Raw genomic sequence first — 17,256 nt, forward strand, 5'->3', positions numbered from 1 at the left:
CTGGAACGACTCAAGGCCCCCAAACCGGTGTCAGGTGGTATACTGACCTGTGTCACAGAGTGCGAGTCAAAAGGGCGGCACCGCGCGGATGCCCGCGCGGTCTCCATGGGCTTGTCATTTCACAACATTTCGGCGGGTTTGTGGCCCGAACTAGTGTTGATCCTTGTAGTTTACCGACTTCACATCGCTGTCGGGCGCGGTCTTTTGCCGGCGGACGATCAGCCGGTTCAAGGCATTCACATAGGCCTTGACCGAAGCGACGACCGTATCGGTATCGGCCGAGGACCCCGTGGCGATGCGGCCATCCTCGGACAGGCGGACCGAAACGGTCGCCTGGGCGTCGGTGCCTTCGGTCACGGCCTGGACCTGATAGACCTCCAGCGTGGCCTTGTGCGGAAAGAGGTCATCCACAGCGTTGAAGGCCGCATCGACCGGACCGTCGCCGGTCGTGTCGGTCGTATGTTCGACCCCGTCGATCAGAAGCGTCAACTCGGCCTCACGCGGGCCCTCGGTGCCGCAGACGACGCGCAGGCGTTTTACCTGCAGAAAGTCGTTCTCGTCGTTGACCGCTTCGTCCTTGACCAGGGCGATCAGGTCCTCGTCGTAGACTTCCTTCTTTTGGTCAGCCAGCGCCTTGAAGCGGACGAAGACGTCGTTCAGCTGGTTTTCGGCCATGTCGAAGCCCAAGGCCTTCAGCTTGGCCCGCAGCGCCGCCCGGCCCGAGTGTTTGCCCATCTGGATGTTGTCGGCCGAAACGCCGATATCTTCGGGGCGCATGATTTCAAAGGTCTGGACGTTTTTCAGCACGCCATCCTGGTGGATGCCGCTTTCGTGCAGGAAGGCGTTTTTCCCCACGATGGCCTTGTTGAACTGCACCGGAAAGCCGGAAACCGCGCTGACCCGGCGCGACAGGTTCATGATTTTGGTCGTGTCGATCTGCGTGCGATAGGGCAGGATGTCGTTGCGCACGCGCATCGCCATGACGACCTCTTCCAAAGCCGTGTTGCCGGCACGTTCGCCCAGACCGTTGATCGTGCATTCGATCTGGCGGGCGCCGGCCTCGACCGCGGCGAGGCTGTTGGCCGTCGCCATGCCCAGGTCATTGTGGCAATGGGTCGCGAAGATGATCTGATCGGCGCCGGGGACACGCTCCAGCAGCATCTGGATCAGTTTCGCGGATTCGAAGGGATAGGTATAGCCCACCGTATCGGGGATGTTGATCGTGGTGGCCCCCGCCTTGATGGCGATTTCCACGGTGCGGCACAGATAGTCATGTTCGGTCCGCGTCGCATCCATCGGCGACCATTGCACGTTGTCGCACAGGTTGCGGGCGTGGCTGACCGTGTCGTGGATACGCTCGGCCATCTGGTCCATGTCCAGGTTCGGAATGGCGCGGTGCAGCGGCGAGGTGCCGATAAAGGTATGGATGCGCGGCGAGCGGGCGTGTTTCACCGCCTCCCAGCAGCGGTCGATGTCCTTGTAATTCGCGCGCGCCAGGCCGCAGATCGTGGAGTTCCTGGACCGTTTGGCGATTTCACTGACGGCGGCGAAGTCACCTTCGGAGGCGATGGGAAAGCCCGCCTCGATGATATCCACGCCCATTTCATCCAGAAGGCCGGCGATCTCCAGCTTTTCTTCGTGGGTCATGGTGGCGCCGGGGGATTGTTCCCCATCACGCAAGGTGGTGTCGAAAATCAGAACGCGGGGTTGGTCGGTCATATTATCCTCGGAGGGTTTGTTGCTTCTTCTTCGGGCGCTGATCACCTCCGAGCGGTCGCGCCCATGGGCACGCTCAGAGGCGGGTAAGAAGAAGCAGCCCCAAGGAGAGGGCAGGGCCCCCGGGCAAAGCGTTGATGCTGATGCGATCCTTGGTCATGGGGGCGACTATAAGGGGAGAATCGCGAAAGAAAAGGGGGCTTGGGCGAAATTTGCCGGGGGTCGGGCCTGGCGCGGGCGGGCGGCTGGACCCCGGGGCGTGGCGCGCCAGATCAAGGACTGCCTTTGGGCGGGCCATCGAGGCCCTTCCAAAGGCTGCTGCCGCGGGGGCAGACGGGAAAGGGAGTGTCTGATGGAACGGGCTTTGGTGGTGGGTCATACGGGCGGGATTGGGGCGGCGCTGGCGGCGGCCTTGGCGGCGCGGGGCGTGGCTGTGACGGGGCTGTCGCGCGCGCAAGGGGTGGATGTGACCGACGAGGCCACGGTCGCTGCGGCCCTTGGCGCGCTGGAGCCGGGATATGACCTGGTCTTTGTCGCCACCGGCGCGCTGGAGATCGCGGGGCGGGGCCCGGAAAAGACCCTGCGGGCGTTGGACCCCGCAAGCTTGGCCGCGCAATTCGCGCTGAATGCGACGGGGCCCTTGCTGGTGCTGAAACACGCGCTGCGCCTGATGCCGCGGGATCGGGCCTGTCATTTTGCGGCGCTTTCGGCGCGGGTGGGGTCGATCGGGGACAATGCCTTGGGCGGGTGGTATTCCTACCGCGCGGCCAAGGCGGCCTTGAACCAGTTGATCCGCACCGCCTCGGTCGAGGTGGCGCGCACCCATCCCAAGGCCTGCGTCCTGGCGCTGCATCCGGGCACCGTGGACACGCGCCTGACCGCCTCGCATCGCGGCACCCATCCGGCCGTGACGTCCGCCGAGGCCGCGGAGAACCTGCTTGCGGTGCTGCAAGGCCAGGGACCCGCCGAAACCGGGCGATTCGTCGATGCCAAGGGGCTGATGATTCCCTGGTGAGCCGGGGGTGAGTCGGGTTCCGGGTGTTTCGGGTCCCGGACAGGATGGGTCGGACCGAGGTCGGCGGGGGTGGGCTGAATCCTCGGACCTTGGTCTGAAGATTGCCGCCGCAACTGTCCTAAACTGCAGTTTATGCCGGGTTAGGGCGGAAAAAGGGGGGCTGGATTAAACCCCAGACGGATTTCCAGCCGTCTCTGGCCGGGCCAAGGTCAACCCATCGCCAAGGCAATCCCGCCCCGGCCAAACGGATGCATGTCAACGGAGGCTTCACGAAACCCCATCAGGATCGTCTGCGGCGCATCTGTCCCACGGCCACCACACTGCCCGCGCCCTGCCGATCCTGCCCACCCTGTCCGGCCCGCTGTGGCGCTTGGCGCCTTCCCCCAGCACCGGACAGGGTGGCCCCCCCCCAGGGGTTTTCGACCTCCGCCATGCCTGACCCGAAAGGACTCATGATGAAAAAACTGCTTCTCTCTGCCGCCTTCCTCTTCACGGCCACCGGCGCCTTCGCGGCTGTCACCGCAAATGACCTGGTCGCCACCTATCAATCCAACGGCTTCAACGCGATCGAGGTGACGACCGGCGTCACCCAGATCAAGGTCGAGGCGGTCAAGGACGGCACCAAGGTCGAGGTCGTCTATGACATCGGCTCTGGCGCGATCCTGAAACAAGAGCAAAAGCCGGCCCGGGCGCGCGATGCCAGCGACACGTCGGTCGAGGTCCAGACCTCGGCCAGCGACTTCACCACGGGGTCGGATGACGATGGCACCGATGACCAGGGCCGCGGGCGCGGGTCCGACGACGGGGTGGGTCATGACGTCGGCGACGATCATGGCGGCGACCGTGACGGGTCTGATGACAGCTCGGATGACAGCAGCGATGACGACAGCAGCCATGAGTCGGGTCACGATGCGGGCGACGACCATGGCGGGGACAGCGGCGGCGACCATGGTGGGTCGGACAACTCGGGCCATGGTGGCGGCGACGACGGCGACGACGACTGAGCCTTTGGCCAGATGAAATTGCGCCACCCGGCCCATCAGGGTCGGGTGGCTTGCATGGGGCAGGGGTGTTCCAGTAAAGCTTTGGGGCCGGAGACCGGCCGGGTGTGATGATGAACAGACGGAAACTGATCGCGGGTCTGGTGGCCGGGCTTGTGGCCCCGGCCCTGGGGGCTTTCGCCCAGGATCTTGGCGCCGATCTTGCAGCCCAGCTGCGGGCGCAGGGCTTTGACGTGCTGACGGTCGAGACGACCTGGTTGGGCCGCCTGCGCATCCTGGCCGCACGCGATGGCGGCCAGCGCGAGATCATCGTGAACCCCCGCACCGGCGAGATCCTGCGCGACGTCTTTACCGGCGCTTCGGGCCAGGCACGCAATGCGATCCTGAACCCCGGCGGCGGCAACTCGAAGTCGGGTTCGGGCAACAGCGGGTCGGGCAAGGGGGCGGATTCAGGCTCTGGCTCAGGCTCAGGCTCGGAGGGCGGCGACAGCGGCGGTTCGGACAGCGATGGTGGCTCGGACGACAGCGGCAACGATGGCGGCAACGATGGCGGCGGTGACGACGACAGCGACGGCGGCGGATCGAACAGCGGGTCTTCGGGTGGGTCTTCGGGTGGGTCTTCGGGGGGCTCCTCCGGGGGTTCATCGGGCGGTTCTGATGACGGTGGTTCGGACGACGATGGTTCGGACGATGGCGGCGATGACGATTGAACGGGATGACCGACCTTGACCTTTGATACGGCGGGCGCCTGATGGGACGGCTCGCAGGATTTGCCCTCGTCTTCTTTGCCCAGGCGCTGTTCGCGATCCTGTTCATCTCTGATATCTTCTCGTCGATCTTCGGGTTTGAGGACGCCCCGATCCCCTGGGAGCTGCGCGAGCTGTTCGAGATCGGCGCGGCCCTGGGGCTGGTGATCGGCCTGGTTCTCGGCGGCCTTGCGCTGCGCGGTGCGATCCGCGACCGCAACAAGGCGCAAGAGCGGCTGCGGCGGGCCTCGGGCGCCTTCCTTGACCTGCTGGAGGAACGCTTCGGCGAATGGGGCCTGACCCCGGCCGAGCGCGACGTGGCGCTTTTCGCGATCAAGGGCATGTCGACGGCCGAAATCGCGGTGCTGCGCCAGACCTCTGAAGGAACGGTCAAGGCGCAGACCAATGCGATCTATCGCAAGGCGGGGGTTTCGGGGCGCTCGCAATTGCTGTCGTTGTTCATTGACGACCTGATGCGCGACGACCCGAAGTTGCGGCCTCAGGGCTGAAGAGCGGCTTCCTGCAGGATTTCCAGCGGGACGATGTCCAGGGTGCGGATATGGGTGGCGGCCAGGTTGACCTTGGGCGCCGCGCCTTCCTCATGGGCCTGCAGAAAGCGGCTGGCACAAAGGCACCAGCGGTCGCCCGGCTTCAGCCCGGCAAAGCCCCATTCGGGTTTGGGCGTCGACAGGTCGTTGCCGAGGTATTTCGACAGGGCCAGAAACTCCGCCGTCATGACCGCGCAGACCGTGTGACGGCCGCGGTCAGCCGGGCCGGTGTCACAACAGCCATTGCGGAAAAACCCGGTGACGGGCGCGGCCGAGCAGGGTTCAAGCGTGTCGCCAAGGACATTGATCGAGGGTTCCATGGGGCGATGATAGCGTAATCCCGCCCCGCTTCAACCGGCAAGCCTGGGTCTGCGCTGGCCTCGCGGTCTGCCCCCTCCTCGGTCTGGCCGGCCTTGGCCCCTCGCCGCACCGGCCATGCGTCCGCCCCCCGGCGCTCTGCTTCCGCCGCGTAGCCCGGGGTATACCCCGGGTCTGCCCCTAGCGCAGCACCGGAACCCCCTCGTTCCAGCGCATCAGCCCCATCATCAGGCTTTCCCCGATCCTATGCGCCAGCGCGGACCAGGCCTCGGCCGTCGGCGGCTCCAGGTTTCGCCGCAAGACCGTGTCAAACAGCCCCAACCAAGGGATGAACATCCCCGGCCGCACATCGCCCGCCCGTTGATGCACCCGCATCGGGTTGCCCTCATAGCTGCGGTCCGACCGGATCGCATTGCGCCAAAAGCCCGCGATCTTGGCCTCATGCGCCGGCCAATCGGTCACATGGGCGGCAAAGACCGGACCCAGGCCGGGATGTTGGCGGATGGCCGCATAGAACTCGGCCACGACAAGGTCGATCTGGGCATCGGTCACGGGGAATCTGGCGGGCAGGGCGGTCATGCCCCCTTTTACCCCCCGCAGGCGCCTTGTCCATGAGACGCTTTGCCCTATCGCCCCTTTACCCCCTGCGCTGCCTTTTCTATAAGGCCGCCATGGCATGTCGCGTGTTCATCGCCCGAATTAGCGGCCCGGCGTCCTGAGGCGCCGGGACCCTTCCGCTATTGCCCTCTCCTTGCAAGGACCGCTGCCGATGAGCACCGAACTTCCCGACTACCGCGACACCGTCTTTCTGCCCGAGACCGACTTCCCGATGCGCGCTGGCCTGCCCCAGCGCGAGCCCGAATGGCTGGCCCGCTGGGCCCGGATCGGCGTCTATGACCGGCTGCGCGAGAAGACGGGCCGCAAGGACTTTACACTGCATGACGGCCCTCCCTATGCCAATGGCCACCTGCACATCGGCCACGCGCTGAACAAGGTGCTGAAGGATATGGTCGTCCGCAGCCAGCAGATGATGGGCCGCGATGCCCGTTATGTGCCGGGTTGGGACTGCCACGGCTTACCGATCGAGTGGAAGATCGAAGAGCAATACCGCGCCAAGGGGCTGAACAAGGACGACGTGGATATCGTCACCTTCCGCCAGGAATGTCGCAAATTCGCCGAGGGCTGGATCGACATCCAGCGCGAAGAGTTCAAGCGTCTGGGCGTCACCGGCAATTGGGCGAACCCCTATCTGACGATGGATTTCCACGCCGAAGCCGTCATCGCCGACGAGTTCATGAAGTTCCTGATGAACGGCGCTTTGTATCAGGGGTCAAAGCCCGTGATGTGGTCTCCGGTCGAGAAAACTGCCCTGGCCGAGGCCGAGGTGGAATATCACGACATCACCTCGCATACGATCTGGGTGCGGTTTCCGGTGATGAGCGGTCCGGCGGTCTTCACGAACACGCGGACCGATGTGGTGATCTGGACAACGACGCCCTGGACCATCCCGCAGAACCGGGCGATCTCGTTCGGGCCGGGGATCGGTTATGGCCTATACGAGATCATCGGGCGCCCTGAGGAGTCGACGCTGACCATCGGCCACCGGGTGATCCTGGCCGACAAGCTGGCCGAAAGCGCCTTTGCCCAGGCCAAGATCAACGGGCCGGAGTTCGTCCGTCGCCTGTGTGACGTGACGCCGGATGATCTGGCGGCGATGACCTGCGCGCATCCCTATCGCGGGATTGCCGAAGGCCAGGGCGAGTGGGATTTCGACGTCCCCGTCCTGCCGGGCGACCATGTGACCGACGACGCGGGCACGGGGTTTGTCCATACCGCGCCCTCGCATGGCGATGACGACTACCAGATGGGGCTGAAGTTCGGCCTGCCGATGACCTATAACGTCGAGGCCGATGGCACCTACCGCGCCAGCTTGCCCCTCTTCGGTGGCATGGCGATCCTGCGGTCGGAACCCGATCCCAAGAACAAGCGCAATCCTTGGGATGGCGCGGCGAATGTCGCCAATATCAAGGCCTTGGCCGGCGCAGGTGCGCTGTTTGCCAAGGGCACGATGCTGCACTCCTACCCTCATTCCTGGCGCTCCAAGGCGCCGCTGATCTATCGCAACACGCCGCAGTGGTTTGCCGCCATCGACCGCAAGCTGGATGACGGCCTGGGCAACTATGGCCAGACGATCCGCGAACGCGCGCTCACCTCGATCCGTGAGCTTGTCACCTTCACCCCGGCCATCGGCAAGAACCGCCTGCAAGCGATGATCGAGAACCGCCCGGATTGGGTGCTGTCGCGTCAACGCGCCTGGGGCGTGCCGCTGACCTGCTTTGTGAAAAAGGGCGCCCTGCCCTCGGATGCCGATTTCCTGCTGAAGAACCCAGAGGTCAACGCCCGCATCAAGGCCGCGTTTGAGGCCGAGGGCGCCGATGTCTGGTATGTGCAAGGTTTCAAGGAAAAGGTCCTGGCTGACCTTGCCGATCCGCAGGAATATGAACAGGTCAATGACGTGCTGGACGTCTGGTTCGACTCAGGCTCGACCCATGCTTTCGTGCTGCGCGACCGGCCCGATGGGTCAGAGGACGGCATCGCCGACTTGTATCTGGAGGGCACCGACCAGCACCGCGGTTGGTTCCATTCCTCCTTGCTGCAGGCCTCGGGCACCAAGGGTCGGGCGCCCTATCGCGGCCTGCTGACCCATGGCTTCACGCTGGACGAGAAGGGCATGAAAATGTCCAAATCGCTTGGCAACACGGTCGCCCCCGAAGAGGTCATCAAGGAATACGGCGCCGATATCCTGCGGCTTTGGGTGGCCTTGTCGGACTATACCCAGGACCTGCGGATCGGCAAAGAGATCCTGAAGGGCGTGGCCGACAGCTACCGCCGCCTGCGCAACACGATGCGCTATATGTTGGGCGCGCTGCAGGGCTTCGAGACCTCGGAACGGGTCGCGGCCTCGGATATGCCCGAACTGGAACAATGGGTCCTGCACCGCCTGTCAGAGCTGGATGAGCAGGTCCGCGCGGGTTATCAGGCCTATGACTTCCAGGGCGTGTTTCAAAAGCTGTTCACCTTTGCGACCACGGATCTGTCAGCCTTTTACTTCGACATCCGCAAGGACGCGCTGTATTGCGACGCGCCCTCGTCGCTGACCCGCCGCGCCTGCCGCACCGTGCTAGAGGCGCTGTATGACCGGCTGACCACCTGGATGGCCCCGATCCTGGTCTTTACGACCGAGGAAGTCTGGCTTTGCCGCCACCCGGGCGCGGACTCGTCGGTCCACCTGCAAGACCTGCCCGAAACGCCCGCATCCTGGCGCAACGAGGCGCTGGCCGCGAAATGGGAGGGCATCCGTCAGGTCCGCCGCACCGTCACTGGCGCGCTGGAGGTGCAGCGCACGGCCAAGGTGATCGGCGCCAGCCTGGAGGCGGCGCCTGTCGTGCATGTCACGGATACCGCGATCCTGGCCGCGCTGAAGTCGGTGAATTTCGCCGATCTTTGCATCACCAGCGGCTTGCAGCTGACCGCCGACCCCGAACCGCCCGAGGCCTTCCGCCTGCCCGAAATCCCCGGCGTCGGCGTGGTTTTCGAACACGCCCCCGGCCAAAAATGCCAGCGCTGCTGGAAGGTTCTGCCGGATGTCGGGACGCACAAGCACCCCGGCACCTGCGCCCGCTGCGACGCGGCTTTGTAACCCAAGGGGGGCCCCAGCGGCCCCCTTTTTCATGCGCCCTCCCCCTTTGCGAAAGATCCCATGCGTTACGCCCTGATCCTGACCCTTGCGGCCTCTCCGGCCTTGGCGGCCCCTTCGGACGACGCGGCCCTGGCCTATTTCAAAGCCGCCCATGCCACCTTTTGCGTTTCCGCGCTGGACGAGGCGGGCAACCTGATCACCCCGGCCACCCGATACGACCTGAAGGTGCCCACCGGGCTTGGCGACACCCAGGACCTGACGCTGTGGCACTTTGGCTGCTCGATGGGGGCCTATAATGCCGCAGATATCTTCCTGACCTGGACGGATTACGACGGCTTCGTCACCGCAAGCTTTGCCCGACCCGAGCTGAATGTGGTGACGGAAAATCCCGAGGACCCGGAAAGCAAGGTCCTGTCGGTCGATATCATCGGCTGGACCGCCGATCCGGTGGCGATGAACCCGCAGTTCGACCCCGCGACGCTGACCCTGACGACCTATTCCGCCTGGCGCGGGATTGGCGATGCCTTTGACGGCGCGACCTATGTGCTGACCCAGGGCCATTTCCGCCTGACCCGCCATGAGGTCGACGCAAGCTATGACGGCGCGCAAAGCCCGCATGTGCTGTATGCCGCGCCCTAGCACGCTGGTCACGCCGTTGGGCCCGGTCAGCCTGTCCGAGACCGAAGCCGGGATCAGCGCGCTGCATTGGACCGAGGGGCACCAAAGCTCTCCCCTGATCGCCGAGGCCCTGGCGCAGCTGGAGGCCTGGTTCGCCGGCCGGCTTGAGGTCTTTGACCTGGCCCTGGACTTTCGCCCCGGCCTGACCGGCACGGTGCAACGGGCGATGGGGCAGATCCCGCGCGGCCAGACCCTGACCTATGGCCAGATCGCGCGCCAGGTCGGCGCCCCGCCGCAGGCCGTGGGTCAGGCCTGTGGCGCCAATCCGCTGCCCTTGATCGTGCCCTGCCACCGGGTTCTGGGCGCCAAGGGCCTTGGCGGCTTTTCGGCTCCGGGTGGGGTCGAGGCCAAGATCTGGCTCTTGCGGCACGAGGGCGCCTTGATGGTGTAACCGTTTACCGTAAACGTTACAGTTTTCCGCCCGCCCGTCACAAAACGTGAAAAACCAAAGCATCGCCAATCCCTTCCGGGGGGCGCCCCCACCCGCTATGCAGGGCCGAACCGAGGGGGATGGATGATGCGCGCGGAAAATGCCGGGATGGGCCGTTGGGCCGTCGCTGCCCTGTTTTTGATCAACGGCTTCAACATGGGGGCCTGGGCCACGCAGATCCCTCAGATGATGGAGCGCCACCAGATCGGTGAAAGCGACATGGGCAAGCTGATCGTCATGGTCGGCGTGGGCGCGGTGTCGGCGATGATCTTTGCCGGCAAGCTGATCGCCGCGCATGGGTCGCGCAAGATGGTGCTGATCTTTGCCCTGTGCTTCATCCCCATGTTCCCCCTGATGATCCTGGCGCCCTCACCCTGGCTGGCGGTGCCCTTCCTGTTCCTGTTCGGCGCCTTTGGCGGCTGCATGGATGTGGCGATGAACGCCAATGCGGTGGCAGTCGAACAAAAGCTTGGCCGGGCGATCATGTCCTCGTCGCATGGCTTCTGGAGCCTGGGCGGCTTTATCGGCGGCGCGCTGGGGGGGGCGGTCATCGACCGTTACGGCTTTGCGGCGCAGGCCCTGGGGGTGGCGGGTCTTTGCGCGCTGACCCTGGCACTGGTGGCGCGCCATGTCGTGGAGGACCCCCCGCATGAGGGCGCGACCAAGCCCAAGGCGCAGATGTTCCCCCGCGTGGCGGTGCTGTATCTGCTGGGGGCCATGGCGCTGTTTTCCATGGTGCCCGAGGGCGCGGTGCTGGATTGGGCGGCGGTCTATGTGCGCGACGAGCTTGGCGCGGGGCTGACGGCGGCGGGCCTGGCCTTTGGGCTGTTTTCCGGCGCCATGGCGGTGATGCGCTTTTTGGGCGACGCGGTGCGCAACCGGTTCGGCGCCGTGACGACGCTGCGCTATTCGGGGATCATCGGCGGCCTTGGCATCCTGGCCGGAGCCATGGCACCCACTCCCGAGATCGCCATCGCGGGCTTTGCCTTTGCCGGCATCGGGGTGGCCAATATGGTGCCGATCATGTTTTCGGCCGCGGGCAACTACCCCGGATTGCCAATGGGCTCCGGCATCGCGACCACGACGATGATCGGCTATACCGGCTATCTGCTGGCGCCTGGCATCATCGGGTTCATCGCCGAACATGTCGGGTTCCGCTATACCTATGGCGCGGTGGCGCTTTTGCTGCTGCTGGTCGCGGGTCTGGCCTCCAAGGCTCAGGCCGCCGATGGGGTCAAAGCCTAGGCAAGCGGCTTTCCCTGACCGTGGCGCCGCGGGTTTTGCTTGCTTAACGCTGGCGGCGGTTCAATATGATCAAATGAATCGCCGCCCGCAGAGGCGGCCTCAGGGAGAGTGACATGCTGAAACATCTGATCACCACGGCGCTGACCGTCAGCCTGACCGCCACGCCGATCCTGGCCCAAGAGGCCGAGGGCGAATTGTCCATCGTCGCCTGGCCCGGCTATATCGAGCGCGGCGAAAGCGATGCGGCCTATGACTGGATCACCAAGTTCGAGGCGGCTTCGGGCTGCAAGGTCTCGGTGAAGACGGCGGGCACCAGTGACGAGATGGTGTCCTTGATGAATCAGGGCGGGTTTGACCTTGTCACCGCTTCGGGCGATGCGACCTTGCGGCTGATCGCGGGCAAAAAGGTGCAGCCGATCGACATCACGCAGATCGCCTCCTGGGCCAAGATCGACGACCGGCTGAAGGAGTCGCCCTGGCACACGGTGGACGGCGTCCATTACGGGGTTCCCTATCAGTGGGGCGCCAATGTGCTGATGTATAACACCGAGGTCTTCCCGACCGCGCCGACCTCGTGGTCGGTGGTGTTCGATGCCCAGGACCTGCCCGATGGCAAGCCCAACAAGGGCCGCGTCCAGGCCTTTGACGGCCCGATCTATATCGCCGATGCCGCGATCTATCTGAAGGCGACCAAGCCGGAACTGGGCATCACCGACCCCTATGCCCTGACGCAGGCGCAATATGACGCCGCGCTGGCGCTGTTGCGCGGTCAGCGCGACCTGGTCAGCCGCTATTGGCACGATGCGGCGGTGCAGGTCGATGACTTCAAGAACGAGGGGCTGGTGGCCTCTTCTTCCTGGCCCTATCAGGTCAACCTGTTGAAATCCGAGGGCGCCAAGGTCGAACAGACCATCCCGGCCGAGGGCGCGACGGGCTGGGCGGATTCCTTGATGCTGGCCACCGACAGCGCCCATCCGGTCTGCGCCTACAAGTTCTTTGAACACGCGCTGTCGTCGAACCTGCAAAGCGATTTGTCGGTCTGGTTCGGTTCGGTGCCGGTGGTGCCGGCGGCTTGCACGGATGGGTCGGGGATGCAGACGGCCGAGGGCTGTGCGGCCAATGGGTCGGACTTCTTCGACAAGATCGCCTTCTGGCGCACGCCGGTGGCCGAATGTGCGGCAGGCACCTGCGTGCCCTATCGCCAGTGGGTCGAGGATTACATCGCCATCATCGGCAACAACTGACCTTGGACGCGCGCCCCCCGTGGGCGCGCGCCACGCAAGGGGAAGAGTCCATGCCCGCCGTCCAATTCCAAGCCGTCTCGCGGCATTTCCCCTCGTCGCGCGGTCTGGTCCGGGCGGTGGATGCGGTTGATCTGACGATTGCCGAAGGGTCGTTTTTCGCCATGCTGGGGCCTTCGGGGTCGGGCAAGACGACCTGTCTGCGGCTGATCTCGGGGTTCGAAAGCCCGACCTCTGGCCGCGTCCGCATCTTTGGCGAGGATGTCAGTCAGGTGCCGCCCCATCTGCGCAACGTGAACACCGTCTTTCAGGATTACGCGCTGTTTCCCCATCTGAATGTGCGCGACAATGTGGCCTATGGGCTGATGGTCAAGGGCGTGGCCCGCGCCAAGCGCTATGCCGAGGCCGAAGAGATGCTGGCCCTGGTCAAGCTGGACGGTTACGGCGACCGCAAGCCGGGCCAGCTTTCGGGCGGCCAAAGGCAGCGGGTCGCGCTGGCGCGGGCCTTGGTGAACAAGCCCCGGGTGCTGTTGCTGGACGAACCTCTGGGCGCCCTGGATCTGAAACTGCGCGAGGCGATGCAAGACGAGTTGAAGGCGCTGCAGCACCGGCTTGGCATCACCTTTGTCTTCGTGACCCATGACCAGCACGAGGCCCTGTCGATGGCCGACAGCCTGGCGGTGTTCTCCGAAGGGCGTATCGCCCAGATCGGCACGCCGGAAGAGGTCTATGCAAGGCCCCGCTCCCGTTTCGTGGCCGATTTCGTCGGCTCGGCCAATGTGTTGCCGCCCGAGCTGACCCTCGCGCTTGGTGGCCCCAAAGCCTGGTCCGCGCTGCGCCCCGAAGCCCTGTCATTGGTCCCCACGGGCCTGCAAGGCATCGTCACCAGCCTGCGCTATCAAGGGTCCGCCACCCGCGTGGCCGTGCAACTGATGGGCCAGGAGGTCGCGGCCCTGATCCCCGCAGGTGCGCCCCTGCCAGAGCCCGGCCAAGCCACCGCCCTCAGCTTCGCCCCTGGCGCCCTGCATGTGATGGAGGCGCCATGAGCGGCCCAAGCCTGGTCCATTTGCAAGCCCCGGGGAGGCTCTGCCTCCCCGGACCCCACCGGAATATTTGGGTCAGTATGAAAGACACGCCGCGCCAGGACTGCCCTGCCTGGCCTAAGGTTGGCCGCCCCGCTTGGCCCGCCCGCGTTGAACTGGCTCTTTACCCCGGGCCAGCGGATTTGGGTGTCAAGTTCGGCCCCCGCACAAACGTCAGGCGTGAGGAACCGGGCCGCACCACCGGGCGCCGCGTTGCCGCCCCGTCCCATCGGTCGCGCGCCCTCTTTCCCTTTCATACTGGCCCAAATACTCCGGGGGTGAAGGGGGCAGCGCCCCCTTCGGTGTCCGCAAGGGCCCACTCATGACGGCGATCCTCCCCGTCCGCGGCCTGGCCGACAGGCTGACCGCGCTGTTCTGGCGCCATCCGCGGTTCTTGACTGCGCTGCTGCTGGCCCCGCCGCTGTTTTGGCTGGTCGCTGTCTATATCGGATCGCTGGCCGCCCTTTTGTGGCAGGGCTTCTATTCGGTCGACGACTTCTCGGGCCTGGTGGTCGAGGAGTTCACGCTCTCGACCTATGCCAGCCTGTTCAAACCTGCCAACCTGTCGATCCTGTGGCGCACGGTGTCGATGGCCGGGGCCGTCACCATCGCCTCGGCCGTCCTGGCCTTTCCCATCGCCTGGTATGCCGCGCGCCATGCCAAGGGGCGCTGGAAGGCGGTCTTCTACCTCGGCGTCATGCTGCCCTTGTGGTCGTCCTACCTGGTCAAGGTCTATGCTTGGAAGCTGATCCTCGCGAAGGAGGGCATCCTCTCCTGGGCAGCCGAGGCCAGCCACACGACCCCCGTGCTGGAGGCCGTCTTGTCCCTTCCAGTGATCGGCGGGCCGTCGCTTTCGACCTCTTACTTGGGCATGTTCCTTGTCTTTACCTATGTCTGGTTGCCCTACATGATCTTGCCCTTGCAAGCCGCGCTGGAGCGCGTGCCGCAAAGCCTGCTGGAGGCTTCAAGCGATCTGGGGGCCACGGGGCGTCAGACGCTGTGGCGGGTGATCCTGCCCTTGGCCATGCCGGGGATGGTGGCGGGGTCGATTTTTACCTTCTCCTTGACGCTGGGTGATTACATCATCCCCCAGATCATCGGCAATTCGGCCAGCTTCATCGGCATGGCGGTCTATCAGTTGCAGGGCACGGCGGGGAACCTGCCGCTGGCTGCGGCCTTTTCGGTCGTGCCGATCCTGATCATGCTGGTCTATCTGGGGATTGCCCGCCGCCTGGGGGCTTTTGATGCGCTCTGAAGCCTCCTTCCCTTTGAAAGCCGCCGCCGCCTTGGGGCTTTTGTTCCTGCATCTGCCCATTGCCATCATCTTCCTTTACGCCTTCACAACCGAAGAGCGGTCTTACGTCTTTCCGCCCCCCGGCCTGACGTTGAAATGGTTCGCCGTGGCCTGGGAGCGGCCGGACATCTGGCAGGCCCTTGGCCTGTCGCTGCAGGTCGCCGCCTGGGCCACCTTGCTGGCGCTGATCCTGGGGACCCTGGTGGCGGGCGCCATGACGCGGGCGCGGTTTTTCGGGCGCGACCAGGTGACGCTGTTGATCCTGTTGCCCATCGCGCTGCCGGGCATCCTGACCGGGCTGGCCATGCGCCAGGCCTTTGGTGTGGCGGGCATCCCGTTTTCCACCTGGACCATCGTTTTGGGCCATGCCACCTTTTGCATCGTCATCGTGCATAACAACGCGGTCGCCCGGATGCGCAGGCTTTCGGGCGCGATCCTGGAGGCTTCGGCCGACCTGGGCGCCAACAGCTTTCAGACGTTCCGCCATATCCTGCTTCCGAACCTGGGCTCGGCGCTTTTGGCCGGGGGGATGCTGGCCTTTGCGCTGTCCTTTGACGAGGTCATCGTGACGACCTTCACCGCAGGCGCGCAGTCCACGATCCCGATCTGGATGCTGGAAGAGCTGATCCGCCCGCATCAGCGCCCAGTGACCAATGTCGTGGCCATGGTGGTTTTTGCCGCGACCTTTCTGCCGATCCTCGCCGCCTATTACCTGACCCGCGGCGGGTCGGAAACGGCGGGCGGCGGCAAATAGGGCACCCTGTGCAAGGCCTATCCCGCGCCCTATATAGGCACCACACAGATGGAGGCTATGATGTTCCTTTTGGACCGCGCCAAGATGCAGATGGTGACCCCCGACCGCGCCCTTGCCGGTCGGCCCGAACCCCTTCCCACCGCCGAGACGCATTTCATCAATGGACGGCCCCTGAAATCCGAAATCCCCGCAGGCTTTCAGGTCGCGGTCTTTGGCATGGGCTGTTTTTGGGGCGTCGAGCGCAAGTTCTGGGCGCTGGATGGCGTCTGGCTGACGATGGTGGGCTATGCGGGCGGCTTTACACCCAACCCGACCTACAAAGAGACCTGCACCCAGCTGACGGGCCATAACGAGGTCGTTCGGGTGATCTTTGACCCCGCCAAGATTTCGTTCGCGGATCTGCTGAAGGTTTTCTGGGAGAACCATGACCCGACGCAAGGCATGCGGCAGGGCAATGATGTGGGGTCCACTTATCGGTCGGGGATCTATTTCGTCAGTGCCGAGCAACAGGCCGAGGCCTTGGCCAGCAAGGCGGCCTATCAGGCGGCACTGACCGCGCGGGGCTTTGGCGCAATCACGACCGAGATCATCCCGGCCCCGGTGTTTTACTTTGCCGAGGATTACCACCAGCAATATCTGGCCAAGAACCCCGACGGCTATTGCGGTATCGGCGGCACGGGTGTGACCTGCCCGATCGGGCTGAAGGTGTCGGCAGGTTAAGCGCGCGTTCTGGCGCCGATCTCGACCTCGATGGCGCGGATCATCACCTCCAGCCCGTGCTGAAAGGTGGTGAGCCGCCGTTCGGGGGCAAAGAAGGGGGCGGCGGCCATCAGTCCGGGGAAGGCCAGGGCCGCCTCGGCCACCGGCATGGGTTCGGTGGCGCCGGGGGAGAGCGGCCCCGTGACCTCATCCAGACAGGCACCGTTGAGGTAAAAGCCAAAGGCGCGGAAATGCCGGGCGCGGGATTTGGGCGAGAGGCCTGCCGCGTCAAAGATCGCCAATTGCCGGTCAAGAAGCGCCAGGCCCGCGCGGTGGTTCAGGCGGAATTGCGCGAAATAGGGGTAAAAGCCCGGGTGGTTCACGGCCATCTCGCGCCAGGCCTGCGCCGCCTGACGATAGAGCGCCTGCCATTCGCCCGTATCGGGGAAATCGGCGGCCTCTTGGATCAGGCGATCGATCAGGGCCTGAAACAGGTGCTGCTTGCTGGGGAAGTAGTGGTAAAGGCTCATGGCCTGACACGAGAGCCTTGCCGCCAGAGTGCGGAAGGAAAAGGCCTCCATCCCCTCGGCGTCGATCAGCCGCAGGGCCTCATCGGCGATCTTTTCGGCAGAGAGGGCGGGACGGGTCATGCGGGGCTTTCTTTTGCTAGCCGGATGTTAACCTTGGCGCCCGGGCGGGGCAAGCGGGGGGCTGCCGCCGAACCGGGCAAGCGGGGGGCTGCCGCCCCCCGCACCCCCCGCCTCAAAGGGGCCTTGGCCCCCTTGAGAA

General features: G+C 65.0%; 17 protein-coding genes. 13 read left to right on the forward strand and 4 right to left on the reverse strand.

Annotation, left to right across the window (positions count from 1 at the left end):
* Positions 1–150: 150 nt before the first annotated feature.
* Positions 151–1,719 carry a 2-isopropylmalate synthase gene (locus NX862_RS07735; protein WP_264493308.1) on the reverse strand — a complete coding sequence of 523 codons (1,569 nt, stop codon included), beginning with the start codon at positions 1,717–1,719 and terminating at the stop codon, positions 151–153.
* Positions 1,720–2,068: 349 nt separating this feature from the next.
* Here NX862_RS07735 and NX862_RS07740 point away from each other — a divergent pair, with 349 nt between their 5' ends.
* The 4 genes from NX862_RS07740 (at position 2,069) to NX862_RS07755 (ending at position 4,987) form a co-directional block, all read left to right on the forward strand.
* The gene (locus NX862_RS07740; protein WP_264493309.1) at positions 2,069–2,731 is read left to right on the forward strand and encodes an SDR family NAD(P)-dependent oxidoreductase; all 663 of its coding nucleotides are present in this window, start codon (positions 2,069–2,071) and stop codon (positions 2,729–2,731) included.
* Between the two features lie 455 nt (positions 2,732–3,186).
* A complete protein-coding gene (locus tag NX862_RS07745) occupies positions 3,187–3,735 on the forward strand; it encodes a PepSY domain-containing protein (protein WP_264493310.1) in 549 nt (182 codons plus the stop codon).
* Between the two features lie 110 nt (positions 3,736–3,845).
* Positions 3,846–4,442, forward strand: a complete 597-nt coding sequence (locus NX862_RS07750) for a PepSY domain-containing protein (RefSeq protein ID WP_264493311.1) — start codon at positions 3,846–3,848, stop codon at positions 4,440–4,442.
* Between the two features lie 41 nt (positions 4,443–4,483).
* Positions 4,484–4,987: a helix-turn-helix transcriptional regulator gene (locus NX862_RS07755; protein ID WP_264493312.1), complete on the forward strand. Its 504-nt coding sequence runs from the start codon at positions 4,484–4,486 to the stop codon at positions 4,985–4,987.
* On the opposite strand, the gene NX862_RS07760 is transcribed toward NX862_RS07755, so the two are convergent.
* Together NX862_RS07760 and NX862_RS07765 are read right to left on the reverse strand one after the other, a co-directional pair.
* Positions 4,978–5,346 carry a DUF2237 family protein gene (locus NX862_RS07760; RefSeq protein WP_264493313.1) on the reverse strand — a complete coding sequence of 123 codons (369 nt, stop codon included), beginning with the start codon at positions 5,344–5,346 and terminating at the stop codon, positions 4,978–4,980. The genes NX862_RS07755 and NX862_RS07760 overlap by 10 nt on opposite strands.
* Before the next feature lie 178 nt (positions 5,347–5,524).
* The gene (locus tag NX862_RS07765) at positions 5,525–5,923 is read right to left on the reverse strand and encodes a group III truncated hemoglobin (RefSeq protein ID WP_264493314.1); all 399 of its coding nucleotides are present in this window, start codon (positions 5,921–5,923) and stop codon (positions 5,525–5,527) included.
* Positions 5,924–6,113: 190 nt separating this feature from the next.
* Here NX862_RS07765 and ileS point away from each other — a divergent pair, with 190 nt between their 5' ends.
* From ileS to msrA, 9 genes are all read left to right on the forward strand, one after another.
* Positions 6,114–9,044, forward strand: coding sequence for an isoleucine--tRNA ligase (ileS, locus tag NX862_RS07770; RefSeq protein ID WP_264493315.1), 2,931 nt, complete (start codon positions 6,114–6,116; stop codon positions 9,042–9,044).
* Between the two features lie 60 nt (positions 9,045–9,104).
* Positions 9,105–9,683, forward strand: a complete 579-nt coding sequence (locus NX862_RS07775) for a DUF1176 domain-containing protein (protein WP_264493316.1) — start codon at positions 9,105–9,107, stop codon at positions 9,681–9,683.
* Complete coding sequence (locus NX862_RS07780) at positions 9,670–10,113, forward strand: methylated-DNA--[protein]-cysteine S-methyltransferase (protein ID WP_264493317.1); 444 nt, start codon at positions 9,670–9,672, stop codon at positions 10,111–10,113. Before NX862_RS07775 ends, NX862_RS07780 begins: the two co-directional genes overlap by 14 nt.
* Before the next feature lie 126 nt (positions 10,114–10,239).
* Positions 10,240–11,397, forward strand: a complete 1,158-nt coding sequence (locus tag NX862_RS07785; protein ID WP_264493318.1) for an MFS transporter — start codon at positions 10,240–10,242, stop codon at positions 11,395–11,397.
* A 113-nt stretch (positions 11,398–11,510) separates the two neighbouring features.
* On the forward strand, positions 11,511–12,641 hold the full coding sequence (locus NX862_RS07790; protein ID WP_264493319.1) for an ABC transporter substrate-binding protein: 1,131 nt from the start codon (positions 11,511–11,513) through the stop codon (positions 12,639–12,641).
* 50 nt (positions 12,642–12,691) lie between these two features.
* Positions 12,692–13,684 (forward strand): ABC transporter ATP-binding protein, encoded by a 993-nt coding sequence (locus NX862_RS07795; protein WP_264493320.1) that lies wholly within the window; start codon positions 12,692–12,694, stop codon positions 13,682–13,684.
* Positions 13,685–14,042: 358 nt separating this feature from the next.
* A complete protein-coding gene (locus NX862_RS07800) occupies positions 14,043–14,975 on the forward strand; it encodes an ABC transporter permease (RefSeq protein ID WP_264493321.1) in 933 nt (310 codons plus the stop codon).
* Positions 14,965–15,768 carry an ABC transporter permease gene (locus tag NX862_RS07805; protein WP_264493322.1) on the forward strand — a complete coding sequence of 268 codons (804 nt, stop codon included), beginning with the start codon at positions 14,965–14,967 and terminating at the stop codon, positions 15,766–15,768. The genes NX862_RS07800 and NX862_RS07805 overlap by 11 nt, the downstream gene beginning before the upstream one ends.
* A gap of 60 nt (positions 15,769–15,828) precedes the next feature.
* Positions 15,829–16,488 carry a peptide-methionine (S)-S-oxide reductase MsrA gene (msrA, locus tag NX862_RS07810; RefSeq protein WP_264493323.1) on the forward strand — a complete coding sequence of 220 codons (660 nt, stop codon included), beginning with the start codon at positions 15,829–15,831 and terminating at the stop codon, positions 16,486–16,488.
* Here msrA and NX862_RS07815 read toward each other — a convergent pair.
* The gene (locus NX862_RS07815) at positions 16,485–17,117 is read right to left on the reverse strand and encodes a TetR family transcriptional regulator (protein WP_264493324.1); all 633 of its coding nucleotides are present in this window, start codon (positions 17,115–17,117) and stop codon (positions 16,485–16,487) included. The two genes, msrA and NX862_RS07815, sit on opposite strands and share 4 nt — an antisense overlap.
* Positions 17,118–17,256 lie beyond the last annotated feature (139 nt).

The sequence above is a fragment of the Stagnihabitans lacustris genome (assembly GCF_025950525.1).
In the GTDB taxonomy this organism is placed as follows: domain Bacteria; phylum Pseudomonadota; class Alphaproteobacteria; order Rhodobacterales; family Rhodobacteraceae; genus Stagnihabitans.